The sequence below is a fragment of the Aquibacillus halophilus genome (assembly GCF_009649745.1).
GTDB lineage: Bacteria > Bacillota > Bacilli > Bacillales > Amphibacillaceae > Aquibacillus > Aquibacillus halophilus.
In genome coordinates this window covers 33,124-48,766 of the sequence record NZ_WJNG01000003.1, presented here as the reverse complement: position 1 = coordinate 48,766, position 15,643 = coordinate 33,124, and the positions used below count along the sequence as shown (strand labels likewise).

12 protein-coding genes are annotated in these 15,643 nt (G+C 36.3%); 5 read left to right on the top strand and 7 right to left on the bottom strand.

The window, feature by feature from the left end; translation table 11 throughout:
- Positions 1-66: 66 nt before the first annotated feature.
- The 3 genes from GH741_RS04630 to GH741_RS04620 all read left to right on the top strand — a co-directional run bounded on the left by GH741_RS04630 (position 67) and on the right by GH741_RS04620 (position 3,915).
- A complete protein-coding gene (locus GH741_RS04630; protein ID WP_153735618.1) occupies positions 67-645 on the top strand; it encodes a class D sortase in 579 nt (192 codons plus the stop codon).
- A 166-nt stretch (positions 646-811) separates the two neighbouring features.
- A complete protein-coding gene (locus tag GH741_RS04625; protein ID WP_276608211.1) occupies positions 812-1,750 on the top strand; it encodes an LCP family glycopolymer transferase in 939 nt (312 codons plus the stop codon).
- Between the two features lie 152 nt (positions 1,751-1,902).
- Positions 1,903-3,915, top strand: a complete 2,013-nt coding sequence (locus GH741_RS04620; RefSeq protein WP_153735617.1) for a penicillin-binding transpeptidase domain-containing protein — start codon at positions 1,903-1,905, stop codon at positions 3,913-3,915.
- A gap of 771 nt (positions 3,916-4,686) precedes the next feature.
- Here the strand turns inward: GH741_RS04620 and GH741_RS04615 are convergent.
- From GH741_RS04615 to GH741_RS04605, 3 genes are all read right to left on the bottom strand, one after another.
- Positions 4,687-5,685 (bottom strand): Gfo/Idh/MocA family protein, encoded by a 999-nt coding sequence (locus tag GH741_RS04615; RefSeq protein ID WP_153735616.1) that lies wholly within the window; start codon positions 5,683-5,685, stop codon positions 4,687-4,689.
- Between the two features lie 180 nt (positions 5,686-5,865).
- Positions 5,866-6,657 (bottom strand): SDR family oxidoreductase, encoded by a 792-nt coding sequence (locus GH741_RS04610; protein ID WP_153735615.1) that lies wholly within the window; start codon positions 6,655-6,657, stop codon positions 5,866-5,868.
- Positions 6,658-6,816: 159 nt separating this feature from the next.
- A complete protein-coding gene (locus tag GH741_RS04605) occupies positions 6,817-7,260 on the bottom strand; it encodes an IDEAL domain-containing protein (RefSeq protein ID WP_153735614.1) in 444 nt (147 codons plus the stop codon).
- 370 nt (positions 7,261-7,630) lie between these two features.
- Here GH741_RS04605 and GH741_RS04600 point away from each other — a divergent pair, with 370 nt between their 5' ends.
- Entirely contained in the window at positions 7,631-8,671 is a 1,041-nt protein-coding gene (locus GH741_RS04600) for an aromatic acid exporter family protein (RefSeq protein WP_153735613.1), read from the top strand.
- Positions 8,672-8,977: 306 nt separating this feature from the next.
- Here the strand turns inward: GH741_RS04600 and yjfF are convergent, their stop codons facing one another.
- From yjfF to GH741_RS04580, 4 genes are all read right to left on the bottom strand, one after another.
- Entirely contained in the window at positions 8,978-9,961 is a 984-nt protein-coding gene (gene yjfF / locus GH741_RS04595) for a galactofuranose ABC transporter, permease protein YjfF (protein ID WP_153735612.1), read from the bottom strand.
- Complete coding sequence (locus tag GH741_RS04590) at positions 9,958-10,986, bottom strand: ABC transporter permease (RefSeq protein ID WP_153735611.1); 1,029 nt, start codon at positions 10,984-10,986, stop codon at positions 9,958-9,960. Before GH741_RS04590 ends, yjfF begins: the two co-directional genes overlap by 4 nt.
- Before the next feature lies 1 nt (position 10,987).
- The gene (locus tag GH741_RS04585) at positions 10,988-12,502 is read right to left on the bottom strand and encodes a sugar ABC transporter ATP-binding protein (protein ID WP_338079242.1); all 1,515 of its coding nucleotides are present in this window, start codon (positions 12,500-12,502) and stop codon (positions 10,988-10,990) included.
- Positions 12,503-12,611: 109 nt separating this feature from the next.
- On the bottom strand, positions 12,612-13,676 hold the full coding sequence (locus GH741_RS04580; RefSeq protein WP_240795416.1) for an ABC transporter substrate-binding protein: 1,065 nt from the start codon (positions 13,674-13,676) through the stop codon (positions 12,612-12,614).
- Between the two features lie 271 nt (positions 13,677-13,947).
- On the opposite strand from GH741_RS04580, the gene GH741_RS04575 reads away from it, so the two are divergent.
- Complete coding sequence (locus GH741_RS04575; RefSeq protein WP_153735610.1) at positions 13,948-15,627, top strand: methyl-accepting chemotaxis protein; 1,680 nt, start codon at positions 13,948-13,950, stop codon at positions 15,625-15,627.
- Positions 15,628-15,643: the final 16 nt, after the last annotated feature.

Below are 15,643 nucleotides of genomic sequence, written 5' to 3'. Positions count from 1 at the left end.
AGTGGAATGGTAAAGTTTTATAAAGATATTGTTTTTAACAATTACATTCGAATGGGGTCAATTTAAATGAAAAAGCTTGCTTTCCTCCTTATTATTGTTGGTCTTATTTTTGTTGGATTTGGTGGTTACCAGTATGTAAAGACACAAGCTGCTGAAAAACAGAGTTTAAATCAAGCGAAAGCCATGTTAGGAAAAGATACAACTAAAAAAGATACAGCTGACTTGACTGCTAAGTCGTATGCTCCTAATCAAGGGGAAACTATTGGAATATTAACAATTCCAAGTATTAATGCTGAGTTGCCTATTGTAGAAGGAACAGATCCGGATGAATTAGAAAAAGGTGTTGGGCACTATAATGGAAGTGCATTCCCTCTCCAAAATGACCAAATTGTATTATCAGGACACCGAGATACAGTCTTTAGAGGGTTAGGAGATGTTAAAATTGGAGACAAACTAATTGTTACGCTTCCGTATGGAGAATTCACATATGAAATGGTTGATTCGCAGATTGTTGATGCTGAGGATCGAACGATTATTAAATCTACTGCCCCAAATGAAGAATTAATTCTTACAACTTGTTATCCTTTTTCGTTTATAGGTGACGCACCAGAACGATACATCATTACCGCTATACCTATTAATTAAAAGCTCAAACTCCTTTATTATTCATACTTTATATGGCCTAAACTTTTCTGTTTGTAAAAATTCCCACTACTTACTTTTCTTTGAAAATTTATATAGACTAATTAATTGTTTTTAAGCTATAATTACTTGATTGTTTAGAAATCAGGCTAATAGAAAAGGTGATAAAATGGCAAGTCGAATTGATAACAGACAAATGAAGAAAAAACGCCGCTGGCCGTATTGGGTTGGAGGAATTTTATTAGCAATTATCCTATCAGTTGTAGGTTACGGTTTATATATATTTAATCAGTTGGATAATGCAGTTGAGACAATGCATCAACCATTAGAAAGAGATACCGAACGAGAGAAAGAAATGGAAGGCATTTTCACTAACAAGGAAGCATTTAATGTCCTTCTGTTGGGTGTCGATGAACGTACTAATGATGCCGGTCGGTCTGATACCATGGTATTTTTATCACTGAATCCTAACACAGATTCAATGCTAATGATGAGTATCCCTCGTGATACTTATACAAATATTCCAGGTCGAGGCGATGATAAAATAAATCATGCTTATGCGTTTGGTGGAGCTGATTTAGCTTTAACTACAGTAGAAGAAATGTTAGATGTCCCTATCCACTATTATTCTAAAGTAAACATGGAAGGCTTTGTTCAGGGTGTAAACGCCATAGGTGGTGTGACAGTAAACAATAGCCTAGCTTTTACAGAGGGTGGAACGAATTTCCCTGAAGGTGAGATTCATTTAACAGGTGAAGAAGCCTTATCATTTACTCGAATGAGAAAGCAAGACCCTCGTGGTGATTTCGGTCGTAATGATCGTCAACGTCAAGTTATTCAAGCAGCTATCAGCGAAGCAGCCAGTTTCTCTAGTTTTACAAAAGTTGGAGATATATTTGATATCCTTGGTGAAAATGTAAGAACGAATTTAGACATGAACGATATGCAAACTGTTTTTTCTAACTATCGCAGTACACGTAACAATGTTAAAAATATCCAAGTCAACGGAAATGGTAGCACGATGGGTGGCGTTTGGTACTACGTTGTGCCAGATGAAGAAATGTCACGAATTAAGACCGAGATCAAAGACCATATGGAAGCAACTTAGTAAACTATTATAATGGAAAGAATAGCCACTCATCAATATATGATGAGTGGTTTTTCTGACATATATGGATTCTTTTTTGTATAGGATAGTATCATAGTATTTTGAATTAATAGATTCAGTTTTCTAGATAGATATTAATGGAGGTTAAATATATGCGCAAAATAAGCTTAATGATTTTTATCCTACTACTTGTTATCCTCTCCGCTTGTTCTGAAGAAGAGGTTAAACCTGAAGATAGATTGACAGAATACATACAACAATGGAATGAACTAAATTATTCTTCCATGTATGAGATGATTTTCTCATCATCAAAAGAGGAATATTCGACAGAGCAATTTGTTGACAGGTATCAAAAAATTTACAATGACCTTAATGTAACTAATTTAAACGTAACTTTTGATATCCCTGCAGAAGATGAAGAAGAAGAGAAATCAAGTGAAGAAGATTTAACCAAGACGTTTCCAATCCATGTAGAAATGGATACGTTGGCTGGACCAATTACTTTTGATTATCAGGCCACCATGGTTCAACAAGAGCTTTCAGAGGATGAAATAACCTGGTTTGTTGAATGGGACCCCGGCTTCATTTTTCCGGAACTTAAAGCTGGAGGCGATATCGAAATTATAAATGAATCACCAATAAGAGGACAAATTTTTGATCGATTTCATAATGGGCTTGCCGTTAATGAATCTGTTTTCAACTTAGGTGTGGTACCAGAAAGATTCGCAGATAATCCTGACCAGGAAAAACAGGCCATTGCAGATGCTCTAGATATAGATGTTGAGACGATAGATTCTGCTATCGGCGCTAGTTGGGTTGAACCTCAGCATTTTGTCCCATTAAAAATGATGCCGACAATAACTGAGGAACAAGCAGACCAACTTCATGCTAAAATTGAGCCACTTACTTACCAAGCAACTACTGGTCGTATTTATCCTTATGGGAAAGCAACAGCCCACCTTACCGGATATATTGGGAAAATCACAGCCGAAGAATTAGAAGAGCTTGATCCAACCATTTATTCCGCTAACGATGTAATTGGAAAATCCGGACTAGAGTCCATTTTTGAAGAAAGACTTAAAGGTGAAAAGGGTATAAAGATAGTTGTAAAACAAGAAGGTGAAGAAGACCATGTCATAGCAGAAAAACCAGTGAAAAATGGTGAAACCATCAATCTAACTATTGATGCAGAACTTCAAACAGAAATCTATACATCTTATCAAGATAACGCTGGAACAGCTGCCGCAATTCACCCCAAAACTGGTGAAACCCTAGCACTCGTTAGTAGTCCTTCCTATGACCCAAACGAATTTGCATATGGAATAAGTTCAGCTAATTGGGAAGCAATACAAAATGACCCTCAATTGCCACTGTTGAATCGTTTCAGTTCGACTTTTTCACCAGGTTCAACGATTAAACCAGTTACAGGTGCAATAGGACTTCAATCGGGGACAATCGTCCCAGGGGAAGGAATAGAGATTAATGGGTTAACATGGAGTAATGGGGATTCATGGGGTAATAATCAGGTCAGAAGAGTATCGGAATCAACTGGTCCCGTTGATTTAACCGACGCCCTAGTAAGGTCGGACAATATTTTCTTTGCCAGAAAAGCAATTGAGATGGGAAATGAAACATTTGTCTCAGGCTTAAATCATTTTGGTTTCGGAGAAGATATACAATTTCCTTATCCAATTCAGCAAAGTAAAGTATCTTCATCTGGAGAAATTGATAGAGAAATTTTACTAGCAGATACAAGTTATGGCCAAGGTGAAATGCAAATTAGTGCGCTGCATTTAGCGCTAACTTACACACCATTCCTAAACAATGGAACGATGCTAAATCCTGTTCTTGAAATGGATCAACCTACTGGTGAGGCATGGAAAACGGATCTTGTATCTGGCGAGCATGCTCTGCTGATACAGGAAGCATTGCGAATGGTTGTAACTAGTAGCAAAGGTACTGCTCAAGGTGCTAACATAGCTAATGCAAAATTATCAGGAAAAACTGGTACAGCAGAACTAAAAACATCTCTGGATGATGACAACGGTAAAGAGAATGGCTGGTTTGTTGCTTACCCTGAGGAGCATGATTTACTGATTGCTATGATGGTTGAAGAACAGAATAGCGGTTATGTTGTTAACACCTTGGCTGATATATTTAGATAAACAAGATAGTAAATAAAACAAGAAGAACCAATCCCATTTGGATTAGCTCTTCTTGTTTTATTCTTAGGTTCTTTTCGTAAGTTTTGTTGTTTTTTTATTCGTATTCGATATAAAAAGCGTCGTAACTTTGTCGTGGCTTACCCTCATCCTGTATAGGATGAAGGTTAGCCATCGCTTCGGAAAAACACTTCCTTTCCATGGGGAACGCTTTAGCCTTCTCACGAGAAAAAACGCTCGTTGCGGGGTCTTCAGACTGTTCCTTTCCCATAGGACCAGAAATGACATCCGTGAATTTGCAACACACGAAGAAAATTGCTTTATATTTTCGAGGAGTGTCGCATTTTTTCCAAAGCTTAAAGTAGCTTTCTGTTCAAATGAATTGAACTATAAGAAAACCGTTTATACCATAAAATATGACTACCCTCACGAAGGGGAATTGGTTATATTTTTGAGGATTATTCATGTATATTTTACGTAATTTATTCCTGTTTTTGATAATTACAATAACCAAACAACTAAATATTTACTCTTATATAGTGGTTGATTGAAGCGCAGGGCAGTCGACTCCAGCGGGAAAAGCGACGGCTGAAAATCCCCCAGGAAGTGGTATTCTTCCGAGGAAGTTGAAGCGTTGCCCGCGGAAAGCGACTGCCCGGAGCGCAAGTCAACATAGCAGCCGATTAAGGAAAAGTGAAAAAATCATCAAAAATTTATGTCGCAGTCTATGGATTTTGCGTCAAAACAACAATCTTTTTAAAAAATATCGTATTATTATTTTATTCGAACACTATTTCCTGTTTCAATCGCTTTAAAACAAGCATCAATAACTTTCATATTGTTAGTAATTTTTTCATTAGAATAGCTAGGTTCTTTATTTTCTAGAACGCACTCGGAAAAATGCTCCACTTGCAGCTTATACTGATCACCTGCAACACTAAATTCTTCTACCTCACCGTTATCCTTAGTTACTCGGATAACTCCTTCTCCATTTTCACTAGTATCTGGGCGATAGGCTGAATTTACTTCTATTTTACCAGTTGAACCAAGGACCTCATATAAATTTCTAAAAGTTGCCTCAAAGCTACAATCAAATAATGCTTCTACCCCATTTTCAAAGGATAAAACTCCGGCTACTGTCGTATCAACTTTATACTTTGGATCGGTTTTAGCACTTGCATAAACCTTAACAGGCTCGGCATCCATAATATAACGAATCGAATGGGTTGCATAGCTGCCAATATCATACAATGCACCTCCACCTAAATCTGAGGACATTCGGATATTTGTCTCAGGGTCACCTAAGAAATAAGAGAAAGCTCCTCGCATAGAAGCAACTTCACCAATTACTCCGGACTGAATTAATTGTTTAACCTTTTCATGCTGTGGATGGAATTGATACATGAAGGCTTCCATAAACTGCACCTGGTGATGTTCACATACGTCAATCATCTCTTTTAGTTCAGCTCCATTTAATGCTGCAGGCTTCTCACATAAAACATGTTTTCCATGCTCTGCCGCTTTAATTACCCATTCCTTATGCAAACTATTTGGAAGTGGGATATAAACCGCTTCAATTTCTGGGTCCTCCAATAACTGCTCATAACTAGTATAAGCTTTAGGAATATTTAGTTCTTTAGCAACCTCTTTTGCCTTATCTCCTCTGCTTGCAATTGCTATTACTTCACCGTTTCCTGATCGCTGAATGGCAGGAATAAGTTGTTCTTGTCCAATCCCAGCGGTACTTAAAACTCCCCATTTTACTTGTTTCATAGAATTAGCCACCTTCATTTTTTAATATAGAAAAACTACTAGCTCATCATTAAACATCCTGTTAACTTATAAAGTATATGATAAATGATAGCGTATCCATTTATTATCTTACACTAGTTGGTGATACTTTTACAGAAATTGATAATAGCCTTCACATAATCAGTCGATTGTAGTTAATCACTATAGTGCTTTGACTAGTCCACCATCGACGATAAGCGACTGACCAGTTATATATGTATTTGCTCCTGAACCAAAAAATACAATTGCTTTAGCAAATTCTTCAGGACGACCTAATCGTTTCATCGGAACTGATTGCTCCATTTGAGAATGAAGCTCTTCGAAGCTAATACCAGATTGTTTGGCACGAAGACTATTTAGTTCAACAATACGATCTGTTTCAATTGTACCTGGCCCAACTGTGTTGATTAGTATATTGTCCACAGACAACTCCTGAGATAAGCTTTTTGCTAACCCTACTATCCCTGGTCGGAACGTATTGGACAACATTAAATTATCTAATGATTGTTTAATTGAAGAAGATGCAATATTAACAATATGACCGCTATGCTGACTTTTCATATGTGGTAGCACTTCACGTATCGTTCTTATGAAACTTAGTAAATTGAGTTCAAATGCATGCTGCCAATCCTCATCACTAAATTGATCAAAAGTACCTGCAGGGGGTCCACCAGCATTATTTATTAATACATCGACCGTACCATTCCAATCGACACACTTTTGGACCATTTGTTTAATCTGTTCTGGATTAGTCACGTCACAAACAGCGAAATCTATATGACTATTTCCTGTCTCTTCTTTAATTTCTTCAACTGTCTTCATTAATTCTTTTTTATTCCGACTAGCAATAAGAACACGCGAGCCTTCTTTTGCATATTCTAGTGCAGTTGCTTTTCCGAGGCCTTTGCTTGCTGCAGTAACCAAAACTGACTTTCCAGATAAGTTTAAATCCATTCTTCTCTCCCCTTTAAAGCTAGTTTATTTATATTTTACTAACACTCTCTTTATCTAGCCACTCAAATGAACCGAAAAAATGCAAAAGGGCAGAAACCTCTGGCTTCTGCCCTTTTGCAAATCAGCTTTTTAAATCAGCAATATTGGCCATTTTAATGCTTACATTTCATTAAGCTTATCCGTATATTTTTTAAAATCTTTATAATCCTTATCCTCTAAAGCCATATCTATTAAACGCTTTAAGTTTTCTCGTTCTAACGCAATAATTACTTGATCAATTTCATCTGTCTCAATTGGAGTCGTATCACCATTCAGATAAGGTTGGAGGATCGAATTTAAATGGGTTAAAAAATCCGACAGTTTTAGTAATTCTGACAAGGCTACACGACTGTATTCTTTTCCTTTTTGAAAGACGAAAACATCTTGTTCATTTTCCACTTTTTGAGTTTCTCGATTAATACGTATTTCTCTTGATTCTAGCGGAACAAATTGATATACCTTGTCATCTAATAATAGTGAAAAGTATTGATAAGCTAAAACAACTCGAATGCAATCTGATTCTTCCTTCACATAATAAGGTTTTAACATTTTAACAGACAGCATTCCTTCACCCCCTTTTCAGAAAACGTGCAAGTCAATATTTTTCTTAACCTATCCGAACGAAAAATTAATTCAAAGCCATTAATTGATTTACTGTAGTATATGACAGTAGTTCCTTAGAGGTTAACAATTTAGTGATTTTTGTTATGTTTTTTTGTTTTTCATCTTTTCTACAACGAACAACTATTGAGGGAAAGCAGAAAAAACAACAGGTAATGTTTTTATCATACCAAACTATGATAACGTTTACATTACTAATTTTCAGACAAATTGTGGCAATATTTGCAGAAAGTTTAAAAAAATTGGTAATTAAGTGTTATAAAGCCTTATAGTTCGTTATAATTTACTTATTAGGAATCTGAAGGTGAATTCGATGAAAAAATATAAATTTATTGGTAGTAGAGTTGTTAAAACAGGAGTAGCAGTACTGGTAACGTCATTCATTTGTCAATGGATGGGGTGGCCTGCGGTTTTTGCTGTCATCACTGCAATTGTCACGATTGAACCAACTGTATCTGACTCAATAAAAAAAGGAATTATCCGACTGCCCGCCTCTGCGATAGGATCAGCGTACGCAGTTTTTTTCATTTCCGTATTTGGAAACTCGCCAATAACGTACACAGCTGCAGCAGTCTTCACAATTATTACCTGTTATAAACTGAAGCTACATTCAGGTTTACTTGTAGCGACATTGACCTCTGTTGCAATGATCGAGGTTATTCATGGGAATTTTTTAATAGCTTTCTTTATCAGACTTGGAACAACCTCAATAGGTTTATTAGTGTCTACTGCGGTCAATATGTTTATATTACCCCCTAACTATTCCAATAGCATTCTGATGAATATTCACTCCTTGTTAAAAGCAACTGGTGAAGAATTATTAGATGTTTCCACAAAAATGGTACATGAAGCTTCTACCTATACAAATGAGGCCACCTTGCAGAAATCTTTTTCCCAAGTGAAAAGAAATCTAGATAAGACGGACGTGCTCATTCAATTTCAAAATGAGGAAGGAAAATATCATCGTCTAAATGAGAAAGAAAAAAAGCTTTTTGAAGAGGAAAAAGAAAAAATATCGGCTCTGCGCTTGATTCACTATCATATTGGGAACTTGATTAATACTCCTTTGGTTGATTTATCTTGGACCAAAGAAGAAAGTGCTAATATTTTAGCTACAGTTGAAGCATTAGCTGAATCAATGATTTACCCAGATCGATACAATAAAATCAAACATCAAGAAGAAATCCATAAGTTAATGGAACACTTCTGGATTAGTAAAAGAAATGCAACTAATGAAAAAGAAAATGAGAACCCCACCTTTTTCACGGCCGAGATTATTATTTTATATGAACTTCTATCTATTTATAAATTAGTAGAGAAATTACTAGGAGAAAGTAACACCTTTAAAAAATAAACAAAAAGTAGACTCTTACAGTTTAGACAAAAACTGTAAGAGTCTACTTTTTTTAGTATTATTATTTTCTAATCGAAGACCGTTGTTGCTTGTTTTTATGTAAATAAAGAATCATACCAACGAAGGAAATACACGGAGACTCCTGCGGGATGGAAAGGCATAGATGAGACCCCACAGTGCGGGAGCACGAGGAGGCTCAACAGCCGCCCGCGGAAAGCGAAGTGTATTTCCGGAGTGGTAGTTTCGTCGCAATCATAGGTCTTATGTTTTAAAAAAGCTATTATAAAACAGCTTTAAACTAAACTATTAAGTAACAGAAGACTTTTTCACTTTACTTCTAATCACTATAACTCGTTGGAACACAATAAATAACAACAGTAAAGCACCAATCGCTATTTTAGTCCACCAGGAGCTTAGCGTACCCTCAAAAACAATAATGGTTTGGATAATCCCTAAAATTAGTACCCCAACGACACTTCCCGCGACATATCCTGCTCCACCGGTTAACAATGTTCCACCTATAACAACAGCAGCTATTGCATCTAATTCTAATCCATTAGCATGTAGCCCATACCCAGATAGCATATAAAAGGTGAATACTAAACCAGCAAGTGAAGCACAAAAACCACTTATTACATAAATCATAATTTTCGTTTTACCAACTGGCAGACCCATTAAAACGGCTGATTGCTCATTACCTCCAAGTGCATAAACATTTCGTCCAAACTTTGAGTAATGTCCCACAAAAACTGCAAGGACAACTACAACCAAAGCAATTACAACACTAATAGAAATAAAACTATCCCCTAATGGAATTCTCGAACTGGCCATAAAATCGAAAAATGGATTGTTAATTGCTATGGTTTCAACACTAATTAAATAACTAAGTCCCCTTGCAAGAAACATACCAGCTAGTGTCACTATGAACGGCTGTAAATTAAAGAAATGAATTAAACATCCTTGTCCAAGTCCTATTAGAGAGCCAACTAGTAAACAAATTGGAATTACAATCCATGGTGAAAGCTGAGCATTCATTACCAAGCTTGCTGCCACCATGCTAGTTAGGGCAATTACCGATCCAACCGAAAGATCAATTCCTCCTGATAAGATAACAAATGTCATCCCTACAGCAACAATAATTAGAAATGCATTATCTATAAATAGATTTAAAAATACTTGCGTTGACAAAAATCCAGTATATCTAGTTGATCCAAAAGCGTACATCATAATAAACAACGCAAATGTTGCAAGTAAGGGGAGCTGTCTATAATCTAGCTTTAAGCTTTTCATGATAAAGTCACTCCCTTATCCTTGGTATCCTTTATACCTTTCCTAGTAAATGCTCCAAATACTTTATTCCTGAATTCAGGTGATTGGAGTAGACATACAATCAATACAACTACTGCTTTTACCACAAGGTTTGTTTCAGCCGGTACACCAATCGAATAAATAGTAGTAGTCAAACTTTGAATAATCAATGCTCCAATAATTGTACCCGTCAAAAAAAATCTGCCGCCCATTAATGAAGTACCACCAATTACTACTGCCAAAATTGCATCTAGTTCATACCATAAACCAGCGTTATTCCCATCTGCACTCGCTACATTGGAACTCAAAATTAATCCACCGATGCCAGCACAAAGTCCAGAAAACATATAGACCATTAGAATAATGTTCTTCGAGTTAATTCCAGACAAACGACTAGCACTTGGATTCGCACCAACAGATTCTATAAACAAACCAATTGATGTTTTTCGGGTTAAGTACAAGGCAATCAGGAAAACAAATGCTACTATGAAAATAGACAGTGGAAGCATCAGCAAATATCCACCACCGATAAATTTGTACGGTTCGTAATAAACAGTAGTTATTTGTCCATTCGTTATTAACTGGGCAACACCCCTACCTGCTACCATAAGAATTAATGTAGCTACAATCGGTTGAACCCCAATCCGAGAAACAAGTACACCATTCCATACACCTGTCAAAACAGAAACTCCTAAAGCAAGTACAATGGCTAAAAATAATGGCGTAAGGCTTCCTTCTGGTGAACCTGTAACTGTCATCGCACCTACAGCACCTGACATAGCAATAACTGAACCTACCCCAAGATCAATTCCCTTAGTAGCAATGACAAGCGTCATCCCAATTGAAATCAGCATGAGTGGAGCACCACGGTTTAATATATCTATCAGACTACCAGTAAAACGACCATTTCTTATTTCAACTGTAAAAAAACTAGGGTCAAAGAATAAGTTGAATACTAAGATAAAAACCAATACCATTATTGGCCAAAAAAGTTTTGATTTAGCCATGTCATACCACTCCCCCAGCCATCTGCTTCATAATATCCTGTTGTGTGACTTGTTTACCATTGTCTATCTCGGAAACTTTTTCGCGATCTCTCATCACAACTATTTTGTTGCATGTTCGAAGTACTTCTTCTAATTCCGAGGATATGAATAAAATAGACATGCCATCTTTGCTCAACGAAATCATTAGCTTCATTATTTCTGCTTTTGCTCCAATATCAATTCCTCTTGTCGGTTCATCAAGAATTAACAATTCCGGATTAGTAATTAACCACCTTGCTAACATAACCTTTTGCTGATTTCCACCACTTAAATTTTTAATTAGTTGTTCTGGATTTCGAGGATTAATATTGAGTAACTTGATATATTCATCTGCAATTTCAATTTGTCTCTTCTTAGGAATGTAGTTAAACACTCCATTTATGCCTTGCATTGCTAAAATAATATTCTCGCGAATGGTTAAGTCTGGAATAATTCCTTCAGCTTTTCTGTCTTCAGAACAAAAAGCGATCCCCTTAGAAATTGCTTGTTTTGGTATGTTAAGTTTAGTTTTACTTCCATTTATTTTAATTTCACCTGAGTCTGCTTTATCTGCACCAAATAAAAGTCTAGCCAGTTCTGTTCTTCCTGAACCAAGTAGACCTGCTAGACCGACAATTTCTCCTTTATGTAGGTCTAAATTAAATGGTTCAACACTACCTTTTCGTGCTAATTGCTCAACCTCTAAGAGCACCTCTCCCCTTTCCTTCTTAGCTACTTCATCCCTGTTTGAACTAACAGCATCTAGTTCTTTACCAATCATTTTTGAGACTAATTCAATTCTAGGAAGGTCTTTTGTCATGTATTCGCCAACCAACTCACCATTCCTTAATACTGTAATTCTGTCGGAAATCTCATAAATCTGATCAAGAAAATGACTAATAAATACAATGGCTAATCCTTCATCTTTCAATTTTCGTATCACGCCAAACAACTGATTTACTTCATCTGTATCAAGACTAGATGTTGGTTCATCAAGAATTAGAACTCTGGCAGATACGTTTAGGGCACGACCGATTGCTACCATCTGTTGAATGGCAACTGAGTACGATGAAAGTAATTTAGTCACATCAATCGTTAGGTTTAAACGAGCCAAAACCTCTTCCGCACGTGATTTCATTTCCTTCCAATCAATCCGACCTTTTTTCATTATTTGTCTTCCGATAAAAATATTTTCAACTACTGATAAATTGCTGCATAAATTTACTTCCTGGTACACCGTACTAATTCCTAAATCCTGTGCTTCAAGTGGATTTGCTACATGGATAGGGCTACCTTCAAGTTTAACGGTGCCTTCGTCATTAGAATACACTCCAGTTAATACTTTAATAAGCGTCGATTTGCCCGCACCATTTTCACCCATCAATGAATGAACTTCTCCCGGAAATAACTGAAAGCTCACATTTGACAATGCTTTAACTCCCGGGAATTCTTTGGTAATGCCTTCCATAACGAGTCTTGGTGTTTTCTGTTCTTGCACTATGTTTACCCCCTATTGTAATAAAGCCACTCAAGCCGAAGCACATAAGTCATGTAAAACATAACTTTGCTAAAGACTTAGTGGCTTTGATTACTAGTCGTTATATTTTTTAATATTGACGAGTTGGAAGAAGTTCTTCCGCTTGGTCCATTGTGTACATGCTTTCTTCAACAGCAATACGCTTCGGTACTTCTTCCCCTGCAAGATACTGCTCAATGATTTCAACCATTTGCGGACCAAATAGTGGGTTACATTCAATTGTTACGTTCATTTTCCCAGCAGCCATTGCTTCAAAAGCACCTTTAACTGCGTCTACTCCAATAATAACTATATCTTCAGCGGGCTTTAGGCCATATTCTTCAATAGCTTGGATAGCCCCAATCGCCATATCATCGTTATGAGCATATAAAACATCAATATTGTCACCATCAGATTTTAAGAACGCTTCCATTACTTCTTTTCCTTTTGCACGAGTGAAATCACCAGTTTGAGACTTAGTAATTTCAAAGTTCGGGTATTCACTGATTATTTGTTCAAATCCTTCTTTACGGTCAATTGCCGGAGCAGAACCAACTGTACCTTGTAGTTCAACAATATTTACTTCACCTTCTCCTTCCATTTCTTCAACTAACCAGTTACCTGCTTTTTTACCTTCTTCAATGAAATCAGAACCTAAAAATGTTACCCAAAGTGAATCGTCTTCTATATCAACAGCACGGTCAGAAAGGAATACCGGAATCTTTGCGTCTTTCGCTTCCTGTAAAACCGTTTCAAATCCAGTTTCAACTACTGGAGAGAATACAATTGCATCTACTTTTTGAGCGATAAAAGAACGAATCGCTTTAATTTGATTTTCTTGTTTTTGCTGTGCGTCGGAGAACTTTAGTTCATGACCAGCGTCTGTGATTGCGTCCTGCATAGATGTAGTATTAGCAGTTCTCCACTCACTTTCAGCACCAACCTGTGAGAAGCCAATTACAAGTTTTTCACTAGCTTCTTTGCTGTCGCCTTCTTCTGTGTCTGAACCTGTATCTTCTGTCTCAGTTGCATCCGAGTCAGCACCTGTATCTCCATCTGTTCCTGCCGCTTCCTCATCTGATCCACACGCTGCCAACACAAGTACAAACATCAGCATCAATAACAATAATAGTTTTGCGCTAAGTAATTTTTTCAAACTAATTACCTCCCCTTTTTTATCACCATTCCAGTTACGATTTTCTGAATTGGCGTACCTCAATTATAAAGCGCTTTCAACACCTAAAGAATAGAATCATTTTAGAGAAAATGGGAATTAATTTTTGAATTCCAATTCATTAAATGTAAAAATTGTAATATTATTTTGAAAAATTGCAATTTTTTTTTAATTTAGATATATTCAATACAGAAACATCGATAATAGGATAAAATTATTAGAAAGTAGTAGAGAAAGATGGGAGAATGACAAAATGAATCTGTTTTCAAAGTTGTCCGATCTTTCTTTGCGGGCGAGATTAATTATTATTTTTATAACCCTTCTTCTATGGCTTGCTATTGCAAATATTGTGCAGATTTATCTATTCGTTGGTTATGTTCGTGAATATAATGAGATGATGAAAACAATTACCTTAACCAATTCAATTAATGGGGAATTAAAGGAACAGTTAGATGATGAAATACGAGAAATCGTTTATGGAAAAGTATCCTTTGAGGAAGGTTCTCAATATAACCTTTTATCAACTATGAACAGCAATTTAGATCAAATTGAAGCGGACGACACCCAAGAACGATTTACAGAAGAAATTGCGGACGTTAGACAAATATTAGCTACTAACAAAGAATATATCGATAAACTAGGCGAAGAGATAAAATTTAATCTTCCAGCAGATCAGCGAAACATAACTTATGAATATATTACCATTATTACAGATATTGTGGATGATGAAGTTCAGCAATTACTCCATGCAACACTTCAAGTTAGTGAAGAAGCTAAAACGAATATAGTTGATAATATTAAAAGAGATATTATCCTTTATGCAATTGCCTTTGCAGCAGTAATTTTACTAGCTATTATCTTTGCCTGGTATATTTCGGGTAATATTGTCAAACCTATCCACCGCCTACGGGAAAATGCAAATGAAATTGCCCAAGGTAACCTCACAGTTGATGCAGTTGTTATCCCTTCTAAAAATGAGATTGGGGACTTGTGCCGCTCGTATAACCGGATGTCTAACAATCTTAAAGATATCATTCTCAGTGTTAGAAGTACAAATGATTTGGTGATGCTATCATCCAAAGATATTCATCAGAGTATTTTAGAAAATAGGCTTGCTGGTGAAGAAGTAGCTAACGCAACCCAAACGATTTCTATGAACCTTCACGAACAAGACGAGTTGGTAAAGCAAGCGGTATCTACCTTTGATGAGCTGACCCATAAATACGAAGAGATATTAAGTAAGTCAGTCCAAATTCACCGACACTCAAACAAGTCACTTGAACTAGCAAACCAGGGAGAAATAGAAACTGAAGACTTAATAAAACAAAGGCAAAAAAACGAAATGATAGTTAAGCAAGTAAAGAACGATGCTGTAGATCTTTATGAGACAGTTAACCAGATGGATCGAAACATAAACCTCACTAATCAGATTACAAGAGAAGCAAAACTTTTGTCTACTGTGATTAACACCGGAAAAGGGGATATTGACACAATTTTGGAACGAATTGAACAACTAGCCAAAGAAGCAGAGTTAACATCTCTACAGTATGAGGAAAAGGTAACTCTTGTCCAAAATTTCGCCAAATCGATTACCGAACAAATAGACATCGTCCATAATGAATTAAGTTATAAAAACTCAACAGATAAAATTAGAAATAGTTTTTCATCTATTAATTCAGTTAATAGCAATATACAGTTAGAGATTAATAACTTCACGCGAGAAATGCAGAAGGTTTTTGATCAAATGAATGACATTAACCTTATGATAGGGGATATCGAGCAAAGTTCTAAACTTAGCAAATCCGAGGTAATTAGTATTGCTTCTATGGGTGAAGAACAATTGGCTACATTAGAAGAAGTATCTGAAGCTTCCTATAAATTGGTTGAAAAAATTCAAAAAATGAAGGATAACATTAGACAATTCAAAGTCTAATCACCCTAATGAAAGC